The organism is Cryobacterium sp. CG_9.6, assembly GCF_029893365.1.
Lineage (GTDB): Bacteria > Actinomycetota > Actinomycetes > Actinomycetales > Microbacteriaceae > Cryobacterium.
In genome coordinates this window covers 1,579,013-1,595,819 of sequence record NZ_JARXUZ010000001.1, presented here as the reverse complement: position 1 = coordinate 1,595,819, position 16,807 = coordinate 1,579,013, and the positions used below count along the sequence as shown (strand labels likewise).

Sequence of the window (16,807 nt, the reverse complement as noted above, 5' to 3'; positions counted from 1 at the left end):
GGTTTCGATTCCGTGCACAATCCTCGTCTCAGCAGATGTCGTCAGTTCAGCCGGTCCGTATTCACCCTCACTCCCAACGAAGGGGATGCTCCGTGTATTCATTGAGAAGGCTCACAACCGTCGCGTTGGCGGGAATATCCTTATTCGCTCTGACCGCCTGCGGAACCGGCACAGCAGTAATCCCCAAGTCGTCCGGTGCGTTCGGTGAGACGGCGCAGGTCTCCCTCATAAATGAGGGCGCGAGGTTCACGGCCGGTGCGGCTGGAAGCGGTGACGAGTATTTCCCCAACGCCGGCAACGGCGGGTACGACGTGCAGAACTACGACCTCGCCCTGCGCTACCTGCCGCCGACGGAGCCCACGGTTCTGACAGGGCGCCTCAGCGGCGTCGCCACCATCACCCTTCGCGCGAAGCAAGATCTGCAGTCGCTGAACTTCGACTTGCGTGGCCTCGACGTCTCCTCGGTGCGCGTGGACGGCAAGGCCGCACCACACGGGAATGCGCAAGGCAAGAACAGCGCCGTGTGGTCACAGAAGCAGGACGATGAAAACCGATACTGGGAGCTCACCGTTGGGATGCGGCCGAAACTCAAAGCAGGACAAACGACGACCATTGTGATTGAGTACGGTGGGGCAACCGGGCAACCACTCGACACCACCGGAGCCCTGTATGGGTGGGTCACCACTGCTGATGGAGCGATGGTGGTCAACGAGCCCGATGGCGCGGCGACCTGGTATCCCGTGAACGATGACCCGGAAGACAAGGCCACCTACACGTACCGCATCACGGTGCCGGCCGGTAAGACAGCTGTGGCAAACGGGCTGCCCGTCGGGGCACCGACGACGAAGGCCGGCTGGACAACGTGGACGTGGCGGGCATCCGACCCGATGTCCAGCTACCTGTCGACGGCAAGCGTAGGCGACTACGCCGTATCCCGCGACGCGGGCCCGAATGGTCTGCCGATCATCAATGCGATCGACAATGCGGTGACAGGCGCGGCCCTCACAGAGACGACGGCGGCACTCGCACTGCAGCCCGAGATGATCACCTTTCTTGAGACCCAATTCGGGCGTTACCCGTTCGAGTCTTTCGGCGCCATAGTCGACGACGACTCGGTCGACTACGCCCTGGAGACCCAGACCCGCCCGGTGTACTCCGAGGTCGCGGACGAAAGCACCGTGGTGCACGAGCTGGGGCATCAGTGGTTCGGTAACTCTGTGACCCCCGCGGACTGGAAAGACATCTGGCTGAACGAAGGCTGGGCCACCTATATCGAGTGGCTGTGGCAGGAACATCAGGGCACCGCATCGCTTCCCAATCAGTTTGCCGACACGGTGGCATACCTCGACGAGAACGACGGCTGGGCACTCAGCATTGCAGACCCAGGTCGCGACAATCTCTTCGCGGATCCGGTCTATCTGCGTGGCGCAGCGACCCTGTACGCATTACGCGCAAAGATCGGTGACGACGCTTTCTTCGCCGGCGCCCGCTTGTGGCTGACTCAGTACGACGACTCGAATGCAACCACTGCGGACTTCGAAGACGTTATGGAACAGACCTCGGGCCAGCAACTCCACACGTTCTTCGACGACTGGTTGCGCGAAGCAGACCGCCCGGCCATGCCCTAGCCCTCAGCGCATCTCCCTGCAAGGAGAACCCTACGTTCACGGCACGGCTTGCCCTTAGCAGTGCTCCGACGATCATCAGGCGTCGCAGCCAACACCATCCCCGTCGCGGTCAAACTTGGGTTGGAAGCCCGGTGATCCCGCGGAGAGCGGTGCCGCTCCCGCAGCGCGCACAGCGTCGCAGTTCTCGTAGTAGACCTCGGCTGGTGCAGGTGCCGGTGCAGGTGCCGGTGCCGGGGCTGGTTCAGGGGCCACGACGTCAGGGACCGGGGCTGGCGCCGGAGGGGCAACAACAACTGGAGCTGGTGCCGGCGTGAACGAGGACGTCAGCGCCATTTCACCCGCACAGGAACCGAGGATGCGGGCCATGGCGTCGTGCTCGGCCTGAGTGACCCACAGACCATACGTTGCTTTGACGGATATCTGACGAGCAACGTAGCCGCAACGGATTGCTTTATTGGACGGCAGCCACGTTGCAGTGTCGCCGTCGCCCTTCTGCGCGTTGGAGCGACCATCGACGGCGAGGAGGTTGAGGGGATCGTTTGCCAGGGAAACGCGCTGAGCTTGCGTGAGCTGCTGGGCACCCGTCTGCCATGCGTTCGACAGGGCCACGACGTGGTCGATCTGCACGAGAGCTGACGTGTCCTGTCCACGCACGAAGGCGATTGACGTGGCCGTGTACGGCGAGACGAGATAACCGGTCATCACGCGGCAGGTTCCCGACTTCGTGATGGGGTTCAGATCCCGGGCGAGAATGTCGTTGCGGGTGTCGCATCCGTTTCGGTCGACGTCGATCCAGGCGGAGCCGAACATTCCGGTGCGCTCGTAGCCGGTCTTGACTGCCTTGCCCTTCACGGGGATGGTCGCGAGCAGCGCGACCGCCGTCGTCTCGGTGGAGCTGGTGTCAGCAGCTACGACTGATGCGGCTTCAGTCGGAGTAGAGACTGTTGAGGGGTCGACCGGTGCTTCTTCAGAGAATTCCGGACCAGGCGTTGGAGTCGGTGTGGGGGTTGGGGTTGGCGTGGCACTTGCTGACACGCTGGCCGTGGGCTGCCCAGCCAGGGCAGTTTCACCTGCATCTGGTGCCGCAGAAGCGACCCCACCCGAGATGAAGAATACGAGGCTGGCTGCGAGCGCAATCGTCGTTGTCTTGCGGGCTGAAACGGATGCCCACGGTCGGCGACCAGAGATTGTGTAGACGCCCGTCACTAGGGCAGTCATTCCGAGAATGACGAGAACAGCGGGGAATCCACCCACGATTGCATACATCAAAGCAAAAAAGGCCACCGTGCCGCCGAGGATCCAGATACTAAACGTCGGCTTGGACCACGTCGTTGTGGCGCTGGATGCCGGGACGGGAGGCGCTTTCACTGGCTCGGGCTTGTTCTTGCCAAATTTCATCATCTGATCCCCCATTTCACTGCACTCACCCCTGAATGCATACAAGAATGATCTAAATGTACGGGAGCCAAGGCCGGGTCAAAGACCGAGCGCACACCCCAGAACAGGGAACCTTACTGATATTGCGGTCTGCCGCCGCGCCCGTCGCAAACGCACCCTAAAAATCCCCCATTGACAGCACTGCGTGGGCGTTGCCCCATGCACGGAGATCACAAATCAGTCGGGCCCAAAGGGACCCGATTCGGATGCCACCCAAATAAGGGTAGACAGAAGTGAGAATTTGTTAGATATTTGACGCCGTCCACAGTTACGATGAGAGAGCCGGGACAGGGCAGCATCTGCTGGTCAACTTTCTAGGGACGCAGATGGATATCCACGCAGGCCCTCAGACTCCGCCGCGCCCCCGCAGCCCCCATGGCCTGCGCAGAGCACTGACCGCCCTACTGACAGCCCTCGTTCTCGTCGCTTCAGTACTCGTAGCAGCCCCCGCCGCCTACGCTGGCACCGACGACTACCCGGCCAAATGGCGCGATATCCCTATCGACTCCGTGTTCGACACCTGGCGCATGTACAACCGCGAGTGCACCTCCTTCGTGGCCTTCCGGCTGAGTTCCCGCAACGGCTTCGAGATGCCGTTCTACAACGATGCCAGCAGGTGGGGCGCGGATGCCCGCGCTCGCGGCTACACCGTCGACACCACTCCAGCGGTGGGCGCCGTTGCCTGGTGGGAATACGGCCACCTGGCCTGGGTGGAGGCGGTGAACAGGGACGGCACCATCGTCACCGAAGAGTACAACTGGCGCATCAACGGCGTACCCGACGGCGCCTATCACCGGCGTACGATCAAGGCCTCCGCCCCCACCGGCTACATCCACTACAAGGATGCCGGGTCGCCGCTCTCCCCCGGCGTCTTCGTGCTGTACGGCGGCCACGTCTACCGCATCGTCGGCGGCGCCCCCGTCTACGTCTCCGACTGGGCGGTCTTCGGCGGGCCGCAGCCGCTGATCACCCTCTCCGACGCCCAGTGGGCCAAGCTGCCGCAGCATCCCGCCGACGGCACCTTCGTCACCGCCAAGCCCAGCGGTGAGGTTTACCGCGTCGCGGGCGGCGCCCCGATCTACGTATCAACCTGGGCAACCTATAGCGGCGAGCAACCGACCGTTGCGATTGGCGACGACGCCATCCGCAAAGCCGGAACACCGGATGCCGCGGGCCGGTGGAGCCACCTGCGCCGATATCCTGCAGACGGCACCTTCGTCACCGCCAAGCCCGCCGGTCAGGTCTACCGGGTGGATGGTGGCGCACCAAGCCCGGTGACCGACTGGGCCAGCGTTGGCGGGGTTCAGACCACGGTAATCATCGGCGACGACAACATCCAGAAGGCCGGCACGGTGGACTCGGCCAGCCGGTGGAGCCACCTGCGGGCCCGCCTGGCGGGCAGTGACCGCTTCGCCACGTCTGCGGCCATCTCCGCCGCGAACTTCAGCCCGGGAGTCTCTGTGGCGTACGTCGCCAGCAGCACCAATTTCCCGGATGCCCTCTCGGGCGCCCCGGTCGCGGCCAAGAACAGCGCCCCCGTGCTGCTCGTGCAGGCCGACAACATCCCCTCCATCATCCAGGCCGAGCTATCCCGCCTGAAACCCGGGCGCATCGTTGTGCTGGGCGGCGAGAACTCCGTGAACGTCACGGTCGCCGAGCAGCTGGCCACCTTCTCCCCCACGGGTAACGTAACCCGGCTCTTTGGCCCTGACCGCTTCGCCTCCTCAGCTGCCATCTCGTCCGCCAGCTTCGCCCCGGGCGCGCCAGTGGTCTACGTGGCGAGCGGACTCAGCTTCCCCGACGCCCTCTCCGGCGCCCCCGTCGCGGCCACGAACGGCGCCCCGGTGCTGCTCGTGCAGCCCGACGCCATCCCGACCGAGATCCTGACCGAACTCGAGCGCCTGAGCCCGACGCGCATCGTGGTGCTCGGCGGAGTGAACTCCGTGAACCAACTGGTCGAGGCGCAGCTGGCGACTCTGGCCCCTCAGGGGGTCACCCGCCTGCACGGGCCCGACCGGTTCGCCACCTCCGCCGCGATCTCCGCCGCAACATTCGCCCCCGGCATCCCGGTGGCCTACCTGGCCAACGGCCACAACTTTCCCGACGCCCTCTCCGGCGCCCCCGTCGCGGCCAGGAACGGCGCCCCTGTGCTGCTGGTTCAGGCTGGCGACATCCCCGCCGTCATTCAGGCCGAGCTGAACCGGCTGCGCCCCACCCGCATCATCGTGCTGGGCGGGGAGAACTCCGTGAACAGCGCCATCCTGCCGTAAGACGAGTCCGTAACCCTGAACTGGGGCAGACCGCATGTTGAACAACACGACACTCCACTCGATTGCGTCGGGCCGTGAGTATCCGACGAAGAAGCTCTCGAGTCTGCCGTTGGTGGCGACGCCACTAAAGCCACACCTAGCTTCATCCATAAGAGCAGCACGGTCACGCAGCAGCTCCGTCACGGATCAGGGTGTGAATCGTTGTCGGGGGTTCCGGGACCAGGAGAACTGCTTCGGTCGCGGCCTGCACCTCGTCCACGGTCACCCCAGGCGCAACCTCACGCAGCACCAGACCTTCGGGCGTCACGTCGATCACGGCCAGGTCGGTGATGATGCGGGTGACAACCGCCTTGCCCGTGAGTGGCAGGTCACAGACTGTCTTGATCTTGAGGTCACCGGTTTTGGTCACGTGCTCCATCACCACGATCACGGTGTCAGCACCGTGCACGAGGTCCATCGCTCCGCCCATGCCCTTGATCATCTTGCCGGGCACCGCCCAATTGGCAATGTCACCGGCCATCGACACCTGCATCGCACCGAGCACAGCTACATCGATGAGGCCACCCCGAATCATGCCAAAACTCTGCGCCGAGTCGAAATAGGCCGCCCCCGCATTCACGGTGACGGTCTCCTTACCGGCATTGATCAGCTTGGGGTCCTCCTCACCCTCCCCGGGGTAGGGCCCAACGCCGAGCACACCATTTTCGGAGTGCAGCACCACATGAACCCCGTCGGGTAAAAAGTTGGGAATGAGCGTCGGCAAACCTATGCCCAAAGTGACATATGAATCCGGTGCAAGTTCCTGCGCGGCGCGCGCAGCCATTTCGTTGCGGGTCAGGGCCATTAGTGTGCTCCAGTTTCGCTGGCGGATGCCGCTGGTCGCGGCCGAGTCGTGGTCTTCTCGATCGGCAGGTCGGCGGCATCCGCTGCCCCGAGCTGCACGATGCGATTCACATAAATGCCGGCGAGGTGCACCTCGTCGGGGTCGATTTCACCCGGTTCGACGAGCTCACCGACCTCGGCAATGGTGATGCGACCGGCCATGGCCGCGACCGGGTTGAAGTTGCGGGCCGATTTCTCGAACACGAGGTTGCCGTGACGATCCCCCTTCGCAGCGCGCACGAGGGCGTAATCGGTGACGATGGCCTCTTCAAGCACGTACTCCGTCTTCCCGCCGCCGAGCGATGAGAACAGCCGGGTCTCCTTCGGCGGCGATGACACGGTCACCTCACCGTCGGGTCCGTAACGCCACGGCAGGCCGCCCTCGGCAACCATGGTGCCCACGCCACTGGCGGTATAGAAGGCGGGGATACCGGTTCCGCCTGCACGAAGCCGTTCGGCCAAAGTTCCCTGCGGGGTCAGTTCGACTTCGAGTTCCCCGCCGAGGCCCGCCGGGCGAAGTCCTTGTTCTCACCGATGTAGGAGGCAATAACCCGGCTGATGCGCCCCTCCTGCAACAGCTCACCGAGGCCCCACCCGTCAACGCCGCAATTGTTTGACGCGACGTGCAGGTTGGTACTGCCGAGGGCGAGCAGTGCGCGAATGAGCACAATGGGAACACCCACCAGGCCGAAACCACCTACCGCGAGCGAGGCACCGTCAGGAATATCGGCCACAGCGGCCGCTGCAGAGGGGTAGGTCTTATCCATGGTGCAAATCCTTTAGCTGGGACGAATGGCAGTGTCGGCGGTGGGGTACTGCTTCGCTTCGCTGCTTTCGGCGCGGGTGAGTCCGTTGGTCAGGGCAGCGATGGTGAGGCAGCTGCGGGTGCGGCGGTCGCAGCATCCACGTGTTGATCACCGAGAACCGCCCGTCGTATGGCCATACCGTCAGCGTAAGCGGATGCCGCGGTGAGGTACGTCAGCAGCGCCGGGTCGCGTGAGGACGAGCGCCGCGAGTCCCGCCCGGGCGAGCTCGATGGCCGCGGTAATCCCGGCCGGACCGGAACCCACGACAACGACGTTCTCGATGGTGCTCAGACGTTGAGGCCCGTCGGTTCGACTCCGAGGAGGGTCAGCATCTCGATCACGTGCGCCGTGATCTGGTCTCGGACCGCGCGAACGTCGTCGAGGGACAGGTCTGCGGGATCCGCGAGATTCCAGTCCTGATACCGCTTGCCCGGGTAGATCGGGCAGGCGTCCCCGCAGCCCATCGTGACGACGACATCTGCTGCTTGCACCACGTCATCGGTGAGTGGCTTCGGGAAGGCCTCGCTGAGGTCGAGCCCAAGTTCCGTCATCACGTGCACGGCAGCCGGATTCAACTCATGCGCTGGCGACGAGCCGGCCGAGCGCACGTGCACGGCACCATTCGAGAGCGCGCTGGTCAGCACGGCCGCCATCTGCGAGCGACCCGCATTCTCGACGCATACAAAGAGCACCTCCGGAACGGGACGAGCGACCGCGCCTTTCGCCTGCGCCAGGGCCGTCAGACGGTCTGTAGCAAAGCGGATGGTGTTTGTCGCCAGATGCGCCTTAACCGTCGCCGTGCGGAGGAGTGCGGTGTAGGACTCGAGCACGTAGCGCTCGACTGTCTCGCTGCCGAAGACTCCCGCGAACTTGCGGGCCAGATCCTCGGCGAGACGCTTGAGATACTCCTCTGGATAGGCCAGTCCGGACAGGCTGCGACGAGCACTCAGATCTGTCATGACCTAAACCGTTTCGACGGCGGCGGGGAGGATCTCCGCGAGGAGCGCCTCAACACGAGCCTCGATATTGTCGCGAATCGGACGCACGTCATCGATCCCCCGGCCGGCGTTGTGAATGCAGACGAACAGGACGGTGGACTTGAGGGACATGACGAATTCCTTAATCTCGACGTCCTCAAAGCATAGGTGAGCGTCTATGCTTCGACGGGCAATCGGACCCGGAATTCACACCCCGTTCATGTAGAGGCGCCAACACCCCGGTCGAATTCGGCTCACAGCGCCTGCACAAGCACGTCGATCTGTTCGCCGTGTCGATGAGCGGAGACGCGACTCTAGGCTCATCGACCACGGATACCTCAGGCGGATTGGTGCGTGTCTGCCGTCAGGCCCGCGAGCCGGTCCACTCCAATCGGTTCCTGGGCAAATAACGGCACGACCGCCACCCGCCCGGACCGCGACCGAACCCGATCAATGAGTTCTCTCTCACTCGCGGCGCGCTGTTTCAGAAATGGAGACTCTGGACGAGCCGCGGCCACAGATCCGTTCACGACCCAGCCCCACGGGTAGATGCCCGCACGCTTGAGGTCATCCGCTAAGCCCTCGGCCTCAAGAACCGGTGTCGTCTCGGCGAGAGTGACCAGAACGACCTTGGTGAGAGCCGGGTCTTGCAGACGCATCAGTGGCGTCGTGAAGTTCAGCGAATCGCCAATCTGCCGAGCCATCTCGCGGTGATACGACCCGGTCGCGTCGAGAAGAAGCAGAGTGTGCCCGGTCGGGGCCGTGTCGACCACGACGAATGTGCGGCGGGATTCGTGCACGATCCGGGAGAACTGCTGAAACACCGCCACTTCTTCCGTGCACGGCGACAGCAGGTCTTCGGCCAGGGCAGCCCTACCATCCGCATCGAGTGCCTTGCCCTTGGTTGACATGACGTGTTCGCGGTACGCCTGAACTGCTTCGAGCGGGTCGATCCGCGAGACCGCGAGACCGGGAACGCTGCCGTGGAGAGTCTCGGTGAGATGCGCGGCGGGATCCGTCGTGGTCAAGTGCACGGCGTGCCCGCGACGGGCCAGCGCCACGGCGATCGCAGCAGCGACGGTCGTCTTTCCCACACCGCCCTTCCCCATGCACAGCACAAGTCCGTGACCGTCCAGTTCGAGCTCGTCCACGAGCGCCGCCAGTGGAGCATCAACCAGGTCATCATCGCCAGACACATCCGGGAGGCCCGTATCCGGCGCACTCACACTCCTGGTGAAGAGCGATTCGAGGGCACCGATACCCACCATGTTGAAGGCCTTCAGTTCCAGCTCATCGAGCGGCAAAACCGACAACGTCTCCGGCAGAGCGTCGAGGACAGCACGTTCACGGGCGCGAACGGCCATCGTGAGCTCATCGTCCCCGACCATGTCGGGCAGCACCCCGTTCACCACGAGGGAACCACTGGTGATCCCGATCTGGTTCAACTCACCATACGTACGTTCCAGCTCGGCAAGAGCGGATGCCTGAGCGCGGGCAACGAGAACCAGTCGAGTACGAGTCTGGTCGGTCAGGGCATCCACTGCGGCAGCGTACATCGAACGGTGCTTGTCGAGTCCAGACAGCGGGCCGAGGCAGGACGGGTCCCCCTTGCCGGCCTCCAGAAAACTCGTCCATGAGCCGGGCAGCTGGAGCAGACGAATAGTGTGCCCGGTCGGGGCCGTATCGAAGACGATGTGGTCATACGCACCGAAAACGGTCTCATCGGCGAGCAGGCTCGTGAACTCGTCGAACGACGCGATCTCCGTCGTGCAGGAGCCGGAAAGACTCTCGACAATGCCCGCAATCTCCTCAGCGGGCAGCAGGTCACGCACCGGTGCGATGATGCGCTCCCGGTAAGCCGCGGCCGCCTGCTCGGGGTCGATTTCGAGGGCAGACAAGCCGGGAGCGAGGGGAATAGGCGTTACGGTGTTGCCAATCGTGACACCGAAGACCTGCCCCACATTGGACGCGGGGTCGGTACTCACCAACAGGACGCGCTTGCCCTCCTGGGCAAGCGTGAGGGCGGTGGCGCACGCGACGGAAGTCTTGCCGACCCCGCCTTTGCCCGTGAAGAACAGAAAGCGGGGTGGGTTCTCGAGAAACTTCATGACCGTTAGCAGCAGCCTGCCGGGCCGCCACAGCATCCGCTGGCGTCCGCGGAAGCCGGCGCAGCCGTTGCACTGGTCAGACCCAGATCGACTCGGCCTGATTCTGGCTGCAGACTGGCTGCAAGACCCGCAAAATCAAGCAGCTGCTCCCGGTCCAGGTAGCGGCCAGTGGCGACGGTAACGCCATCGACCACGGTTAGAGGAAGGCCCTTGGAACCGACCGTGTGCATAAAGGCACGCACCCCCACGTCATCCGTGAATGCCGTCGGGTCGGTGGCCAGATTGTGGCGTTCGATGTCGGCACCAAGGTCTTTCAGACGTCGCACGTCGGCAGTGACGGTCACGAGCGACGCGTCAGAGTCGGGGCCACACACCCCGGATTCGCAGCACAGGGCCGGTTCGTAGATCCGAATGGACGTCATTTCGTTTCCTCATCTCACTGTATTGATTTCTATCGATATTTAAGTATGGTGCTCTGCATCGATGGAAGTCAATACAAGAGCAGGCGACAACTCTGCGCACACGCACTGTCTGCAGGTCGAAATTCGGAGAGCGGATGTCCGTGGCCAAGACCTCGACCATGCTCGCGGAAGCGGTGATTTGGTGACAGGTACGTGCCCAGAGAATAATGCGCGTATGCGCATTTCGGACTTCCCCTTTCCCGACACCCCTGCCGTACGCGGGGCACTCGAGGTCGTCACGAACTATGGCACGAGCGCCATCGTGAATCACAGCATCCGCTCCTGGCTGTGGGCCTGTGCTTTCGGAGTCGTGGAGAACCGCGATCAGTTCGACGCGGAGCTGCTGTGCGTGTCCGCGCTTCTTCACGATGTGGGTCTCTCCGAGGAGTTCGATAACGACCGTCTTTCCTACGAGCACTCTGGTGGGCACGTTGCCTGGGCAGTGACCGCTGGTGCAGGCTGGGATAGACACCGACGGACGCGGGCTCTCGACGTGATCGTTCGCCACAACTGGCCCTCGGTCGACCCCGTGCAAGATCTGGAGGCGTATCTGCTCGAGATCGCGACCAGCCTCGACATTTCGGGCGCTCGTCCCGATGCCCTGCCCGAGCCATTCCTGCGCGACGTTCTCGCAAAGCACCCCCGACTCGACCTCGCACGCGACTTTGGCACCTGCGTCCACGACCAGGCACTCCGCAAGCCGGATACCGCAGCGGCTCGTCTCATAGCGGGAGGCCTTGCCGCCAAACTGGCGAGCCATCCGTTTGAAAAGCTCTAAACATCACGTCGTAACCGCGCCACCGTTGAGACGCTATGGCCTCAGGCAAGTCTCACTTGCTCGTGCTGCTTTCCCCTGGTCGTCGCAGACCGACCACAATCAGGATGACGCCAATGATGACGACAATGAGTCCGATGGAGAACCACATCTGGCTACCCGTCATGAAGCTTCCCGGGATCAGATTCAGACCCTGCCCGACCCAGGTTCCACCAAGAATGAGTGCAATCACGCCGACGGTGATCAGGGTGCTGCGTCCAATACGACTCATCATGTTTCTCAACATACCCTGACCGACATACGTGTCGGCCGATAGAACCCCCGCGAGGCGTGTCAGTGGTCGGAAATAGACTGAATGCAAGATCAGAGCGCGAGGGCGGGCTGGTCGCCGGCTTGCGCGGGGGCAAAATCATCTACCAAAGTAACTAACTTTAAAGTGAGCAACCCTCGTCTTTATGTGCCATTCAGGGTAAAATGGTGTCATGTATACGACGATGAAGTCCGGATCCGGGGTGGTCGCCCTGTTGGGGCAGGCCCGAAGCCTCGTGGCGGATGCTGTCGCGGGTATGCAGTTCGGGCTCTTGGATGACGCCGACGCGCTGAGCGTGATGGACGCCATTGAGACGTTGGGTCGTCAGATTGATGGGGCCCGAGTGGGTTCGGCGACTGATGTGGGGGTGAGGGCAGATCGAGGCTTGGGGCATGAATCCCTCGCGTGGAAGAACGGATGCCGCGGCGCATTCGACCTCATCACCGCCGTCACCCGCATCTCCCACTATGAGGCGAAGCGGCGGATGCGCCTTGGCGGCCTCATTACCGGGGTCTCAGCTGCTACGAGCGGGTTGGTGGGGCTGCAGGTTCCCGTGCGTCACCCGGCCGTCGCCGACGGTCTGTCGTCCGGGCTCCTCGGTGTGGATGCGGCTGAAATCATCGTGAACGTGCTGGAGCAGATGAGCTCCCGTGTCTCCCCCGATGACGTGGACCGGGCCGAACGCGCCCTCGTGGCATCGGCCACCGGGGCGATCACGCCCGAAACCGACGGACTGCCCGGAGCAGGCATCCCGTTCCCCGCCGATCTGATTCGGGAGCAGGCTCACCAGTGGGAAGCAGTCCTAGACCCCGACGGCGCCGCACCGGGTGATGAGGCGACGTCCTCGAGAAGCACCCTCACGTTCGGGCGCTTACGCAACGGACTCCACCCGTTACGGGGTGGTGTCACCCCCGACCTGCTCGGCGTGATGACCGGCATCTTCAACACCTATACGTCCGCTCATGCCACGCCCGCCTTTCCCTCTGCAAACGATCAAGCCCGCATGGACGCCGGGGAACTCATCCCCGGCGCTGAGGAGGCCGTCGATGACCGCACCGGCGGCGAGAAATGGGCCGACATCCTCCGCGCAATCTTCGACAAGACCGCCCGTGACCCGCAGACCCCGAGCATGGGCGGCGCAGCCCCCACCGTCATGGTGCACGTGAACGCCCGCGATCTGAAGAACGGTCGCGGCGTCGGCTGGATCGACGGCGTCGAAGCCCCCATCAGCCTCCGCGCCGTTCAACACAAGCTCTGCGCGGGCGGCTACCAGCAGGTCATCATCGGCGACAACGGGCACATCCTCCACCTCGGCGGAAAAGAACGCTTCTTCAGCCCCGCACAACGACGCTCCATCGCCTCCCGTGATGGCGGATGCGTCATCCCCGGATGCCAAATCCCCCCAGCCTGGTGCGAAGTGCACCACGTCATCCCCTGGAAACTCGACGGCCCCACCAATATTGAGAACGGTGTTCTGCTCTGCTGGTTCCACCACGCCACCATCGACACGGCCGGCTGGGAAATCACAATGGTGCAGGGCCGGCCCCACGTTCGAGGCCCCGTGCTCTTTGACCCCACCCGAACCTGGCGACCCGCCAGAAGCCACCGAGCCAACACCCCCAGCACCGACCCACCATGGCACACGTCACAACAATAGAGCCAGGTCTGGCAGAGCCAGCTGCAGCAGGCCGCTCACACTACCGAGCGCACGCTGGCGTCGAGCACGTTCCGGTCGCGTCCAGACCGGGCTCGCCGCCGCTGGGGAGGACTCCGAGCTCGGGCAATGCGCCGTCTAAACTTGGTCTGGTACCCACGAAAGGAACCACCATGAGCATGGAAGGCGCGGCCTGGAGCTCGCTCTACAAAATCTCGACCGTCAGGGACGGCAAGCACGGCATCTCCGGTGAATCCGTTCGACGAATCATGACGTTCGCGGTCCCCTACCGGTCCAAACTGCTGATCTTCATCACCCTCTCCATCGTGGGAGCCTTCCTCGCGGTCGCGACACCGGTACTCGCCGGCCAGGTGGTCGACGTTATCGTTGCCCAGGGCGAGGTCACGACAATCGTGTGGATCGCCGTCGTCATCGCCCTCGTGGCTGTGGCCGATGCCGCCGTCTCACTCGTGACGCGCTGGTACTCGGCGCGGATCGGCGAAGGCGTGATCCTGGACCTCCGCACCGCCGTCTTCAACCACGTGCAGAAGATGCCGATCGCCTTCTTCACCCGCACACGGACGGGCGCCCTCGTGAGCCGCCTCAACAACGATGTGATCGGCGCTCAGCAGGCCTTCAGCGGCACGCTGTCCGGCGTGGTCACGAACCTCGTGGCGCTGATCCTCACCCTGATCGTCATGCTCAGCACGTCCTGGATCGTGACGGTTCTCGCCGTGATCATGCTCCCCATCTTCCTGGTACCCGCCCGCCGCATGGGCAGCCGCCTCGCCGCGCTGCGCCGCGAGGCCGCCGATCACAACTCCGCCATGAGCACGCAGATGACCGAGCGCTTCTCGGCGCCCGGCGCCACCCTGGTGAAGCTGTTCGGCCGGCCCGACGAGGAGGCCGAGGAGTTCCGCGTCCGCGCCGCCCGTGTCCGCGACATCGGGGTCCGAACCGCGATGCTGCAGTTCGTCTTCTTCACCGCCCTGATGCTCGTCTCCGCTCTCGCCCTCGCGCTCGTGTACGGCCTCGGCGGCTTCCTCGCACTCGCCGGCCAACTGAACACCGGTGACGTGGTCACCCTGGCGCTCCTCCTCACCCGCCTCTACGCGCCGCTCACCAGCCTCGCCAACGCACGGGTGGAGATCATGAGCGCGGTGGTCAGCTTCGAGCGCGTCTTCGAGGTGCTGGACCTCGACCCGCTCATCAAGGAGAAGCCCGACGCCATCGCCGTCCCCGAGGGCCCCGTGGCCGTCGAGTTCGACAACGTCCGCTTCGCCTACCCGTCCGCAGACAAGGTCTCTCTCGCCTCTCTCGAGGAGGTTGCCACCCTCGATACCCGTGGCGGCGAGGAAGTGCTGCACGGCGTGTCCTTCAGGATCGAGCCGGGGCAGACCGTGGCCCTCGTTGGTTCGTCCGGTGCCGGCAAGTCCACGATCGCGCAGCTCCTCTCGCGCCTGTATGACGTCGACAGCGGTGCCGTGCGCCTCGCCGGGACGGATGTTCGCGACGTCACCTTTGCCTCCATGCGGTACTCCCTGGGCATGGTGACGCAGGACGGCCACCTGTTCCACGAGACCATCCTCTCCAATCTGCGCCTCGCGAGGCCGGAGGCGTCCGACGATGAGGTGTGGGACGCCGTCCGCCGTGCGCGGCTCGAGCCGCTCATCCGGTCTCTGCCGGACCAGCTGGACACCATGGTAGGAGAGCGTGGCTACCGGCTGTCCGGAGGTGAGCGCCAGCGGATGACCATCGCGAGGCTCCTGCTCGCCCAGCCGCGTGTCGTCATCCTCGACGAGGCGACGGCGGCGCTGGACTCGACGTCTGAGGCCGCCGTGCAGGCGGCGCTCAGCGAGGCCCTCGAGGGACGGACGGCGATGGTGATCGCACACCGCCTCTCCACCATCCGCAGCGCGGACCTAATCCTTGTGGTTGAGGATGGCTCGATCGTGGAGCGTGGTACGCACGAAGAACTGCTGGCTATGGGTGGCCGGTACGAGGAATTGCACCGCACCCAGTTCGCCGTGCAGAAGAATGCTGTGGCGGATGAGGAAGCGCTGAGCGGGGTCTAGTCACTGAGCTCGGTGCCTCCGCCCCGAGCGTCTCGGAAAGACGTTTCATCACGTTTCGTGTCTCACCTCTATATATGGGGTTCTTCGAAGCGGAACAAAATAGAGACGTCCGACGCCCAATTGGGCCGCGCGCGGGCATCTGAAACACTCGACGTCCACGCGCATCATCGGCCGCTGTGGGGCCCTTCCGAAGGATCACGTCTCCGGAAACAGCGTGGGAGCTCGCTCACCCGCACGTGACGCAGCGACTCGTAATCGAATCAACTCGACTGTGGTCTCGGCGTCCCTCATAGCTTGAAGAATGGCCGCATGGTTGCGCCAATGTTCGTCCCACAGTCGCTCACCGACAACAGACGCAAAGTCGATAAGGGTAGGTGTCTCCCAATCTTCGTAGTCTGCGAGGCGGTTCGCCCTCTGCTCTAGCCCGGCGACACCACGGGACTCAGGTGAAAGTCGTGCCGAGCTGAACATCCATGTTCGCCATGGCTTATTGCCCTTGCTCTGATTGCATTTGCCGCAGGCTGGCACAAGATTATGAATCTCCGAGATGTAACCCGTTGGTTGCTTGCCTATGACGAGGGGACGCAGATGGTCCCATTCTGATGCGGGATCGCCACAGTACGCGCAAACCACCGTGTCCTCCATGCCAAGGATTCGCAGAGCTTCATCAATCTGCTCAAGAGTCGGCGGCACGACCGGAATGATGCCATTCACGAAAGAATTTGTGATGCTCGAAGAACGACCAGAAATGCGCACCGGCTTGGGCATAGCGAATCGAAACACAGCAAGGTGGTTCATAAGGTTGATCTTAGGTGACGGCCCCCAACGCAAGCCCGACTGCCACCACTCCCAACGAGTGGCTGAAGGTCATGTCCCGATCAGTGGTCCTATCCCCTATACCGTTCAGGTAGGCGTTTCGGACTGTCTTCTAAAAGGTGTTTCCGGACTGACGCGCTGGACGAGGGTCTGGCGGGAGTGGCGTCGCAACGACGTCAGCCTCGTCGCCCCAGGACTCAACAAGCGTGATTCGCCCGCGCGAATCGCGAATCGAAAGCACGAGAGCAATGATCGCTGTCGCGATGCCGATAACGCCCAGGGGGTTCGCGATACCGATAGCGATATCCAACGCAGGCTGTGTGGGGCCGGTGATGATTGTCTGCAAACCGCGAGGTGTTGAATCTGGAAGCGTGAGTCCCAACAAGAGTCCGATAACGCCTGATGCAATGAGAAATGCGTGTGTGACCCCGCGATTTTCAAACCCTCGACGTGCCGTGCGTCGTACCGCGAGCCCTGTGAGCGACAGCAGGGTGGCAAAAATCACGCCCAGCGTTGTCGCGTAGATGATGGTGAGGTCGCCACCGATCCCGAAGAGGTAGCGGCCGAAAGAGATCCACGCGGCCACCGCGATACCAGCAGCCACCACC

At 63.5% G+C, this 16,807-nt stretch carries 15 protein-coding genes and 1 pseudogene; 5 read left to right on the top strand and 11 right to left on the bottom strand.

The window, feature by feature from the left end:
* Positions 1–92 precede the first annotated feature (92 nt).
* Positions 93–1,628, top strand: coding sequence for a M1 family metallopeptidase (locus H4V99_RS07200; protein ID WP_280676834.1), 1,536 nt, complete (start codon positions 93–95; stop codon positions 1,626–1,628).
* A 75-nt stretch (positions 1,629–1,703) separates the two neighbouring features.
* Here H4V99_RS07200 and H4V99_RS07195 read toward each other — a convergent pair whose 3' ends face one another.
* Complete coding sequence (locus tag H4V99_RS07195; RefSeq protein ID WP_280676832.1) at positions 1,704–3,029, bottom strand: DUF1524 domain-containing protein; 1,326 nt, start codon at positions 3,027–3,029, stop codon at positions 1,704–1,706.
* 362 nt (positions 3,030–3,391) lie between these two features.
* Between H4V99_RS07195 and H4V99_RS07190 the strand changes: the two genes are divergently transcribed.
* The gene (locus H4V99_RS07190) at positions 3,392–5,335 is read left to right on the top strand and encodes a cell wall-binding repeat-containing protein (protein WP_280676831.1); all 1,944 of its coding nucleotides are present in this window, start codon (positions 3,392–3,394) and stop codon (positions 5,333–5,335) included.
* Positions 5,336–5,498: 163 nt separating this feature from the next.
* On the opposite strand, the gene H4V99_RS07185 is transcribed toward H4V99_RS07190, so the two are convergent.
* The 7 genes and pseudogenes from H4V99_RS07185 to arsD all read right to left on the bottom strand — a co-directional run bounded on the left by H4V99_RS07185 (position 5,499) and on the right by arsD (position 10,530).
* Positions 5,499–6,179, bottom strand: a complete 681-nt coding sequence (locus H4V99_RS07185; protein WP_280676829.1) for a 3-oxoacid CoA-transferase subunit B — start codon at positions 6,177–6,179, stop codon at positions 5,499–5,501.
* Positions 6,179–6,984: pseudogene (locus tag H4V99_RS07180) on the bottom strand (CoA transferase subunit A). Before H4V99_RS07180 ends, H4V99_RS07185 begins: the two are co-directional and overlap by 1 nt.
* Positions 6,985–7,164: 180 nt before the next feature.
* Positions 7,165–7,287: a hypothetical protein gene (locus H4V99_RS07175; RefSeq protein ID WP_348522357.1), complete on the bottom strand. Its 123-nt coding sequence runs from the start codon at positions 7,285–7,287 to the stop codon at positions 7,165–7,167.
* Positions 7,288–7,310: 23 nt separating this feature from the next.
* A complete protein-coding gene (locus H4V99_RS07170; protein ID WP_280676827.1) occupies positions 7,311–7,982 on the bottom strand; it encodes an arsenate reductase ArsC in 672 nt (223 codons plus the stop codon).
* Between the two features lie 3 nt (positions 7,983–7,985).
* Positions 7,986–8,132 (bottom strand): hypothetical protein, encoded by a 147-nt coding sequence (locus H4V99_RS07165; RefSeq protein WP_280676825.1) that lies wholly within the window; start codon positions 8,130–8,132, stop codon positions 7,986–7,988.
* Between the two features lie 206 nt (positions 8,133–8,338).
* Entirely contained in the window at positions 8,339–10,108 is a 1,770-nt protein-coding gene (gene arsA / locus H4V99_RS07160; protein WP_280676823.1) for an arsenical pump-driving ATPase, read from the bottom strand.
* A gap of 5 nt (positions 10,109–10,113) precedes the next feature.
* Positions 10,114–10,530 carry an arsenite efflux transporter metallochaperone ArsD gene (gene arsD, locus H4V99_RS07155; RefSeq protein ID WP_280676821.1) on the bottom strand — a complete coding sequence of 139 codons (417 nt, stop codon included), beginning with the start codon at positions 10,528–10,530 and terminating at the stop codon, positions 10,114–10,116.
* Positions 10,531–10,744: 214 nt separating this feature from the next.
* Between arsD and H4V99_RS07150 the strand changes: the two genes are divergently transcribed.
* On the top strand, positions 10,745–11,347 hold the full coding sequence (locus H4V99_RS07150) for an HD domain-containing protein (protein ID WP_280676819.1): 603 nt from the start codon (positions 10,745–10,747) through the stop codon (positions 11,345–11,347).
* A gap of 52 nt (positions 11,348–11,399) precedes the next feature.
* Here the strand turns inward: H4V99_RS07150 and H4V99_RS07145 are convergent, their stop codons facing one another.
* On the bottom strand, positions 11,400–11,618 hold the full coding sequence (locus tag H4V99_RS07145; protein WP_280676817.1) for a hypothetical protein: 219 nt from the start codon (positions 11,616–11,618) through the stop codon (positions 11,400–11,402).
* Between the two features lie 208 nt (positions 11,619–11,826).
* Here H4V99_RS07145 and H4V99_RS07140 point away from each other — a divergent pair, with 208 nt between their 5' ends.
* Positions 11,827–13,311: an HNH endonuclease signature motif containing protein gene (locus H4V99_RS07140; RefSeq protein WP_280676815.1), complete on the top strand. Its 1,485-nt coding sequence runs from the start codon at positions 11,827–11,829 to the stop codon at positions 13,309–13,311.
* Between the two features lie 170 nt (positions 13,312–13,481).
* Positions 13,482–15,383, top strand: a complete 1,902-nt coding sequence (locus H4V99_RS07135) for an ABC transporter ATP-binding protein (RefSeq protein WP_280676813.1) — start codon at positions 13,482–13,484, stop codon at positions 15,381–15,383.
* Positions 15,384–15,578: 195 nt separating this feature from the next.
* Here H4V99_RS07135 and H4V99_RS07130 read toward each other — a convergent pair whose 3' ends face one another.
* Positions 15,579–16,181 carry an HNH endonuclease gene (locus H4V99_RS07130; protein WP_280676811.1) on the bottom strand — a complete coding sequence of 201 codons (603 nt, stop codon included), beginning with the start codon at positions 16,179–16,181 and terminating at the stop codon, positions 15,579–15,581.
* Positions 16,182–16,311: 130 nt separating this feature from the next.
* Positions 16,312–16,803 (bottom strand): hypothetical protein, encoded by a 492-nt coding sequence (locus H4V99_RS07125; protein WP_280676809.1) that lies wholly within the window; start codon positions 16,801–16,803, stop codon positions 16,312–16,314.
* Positions 16,804–16,807 lie beyond the last annotated feature (4 nt).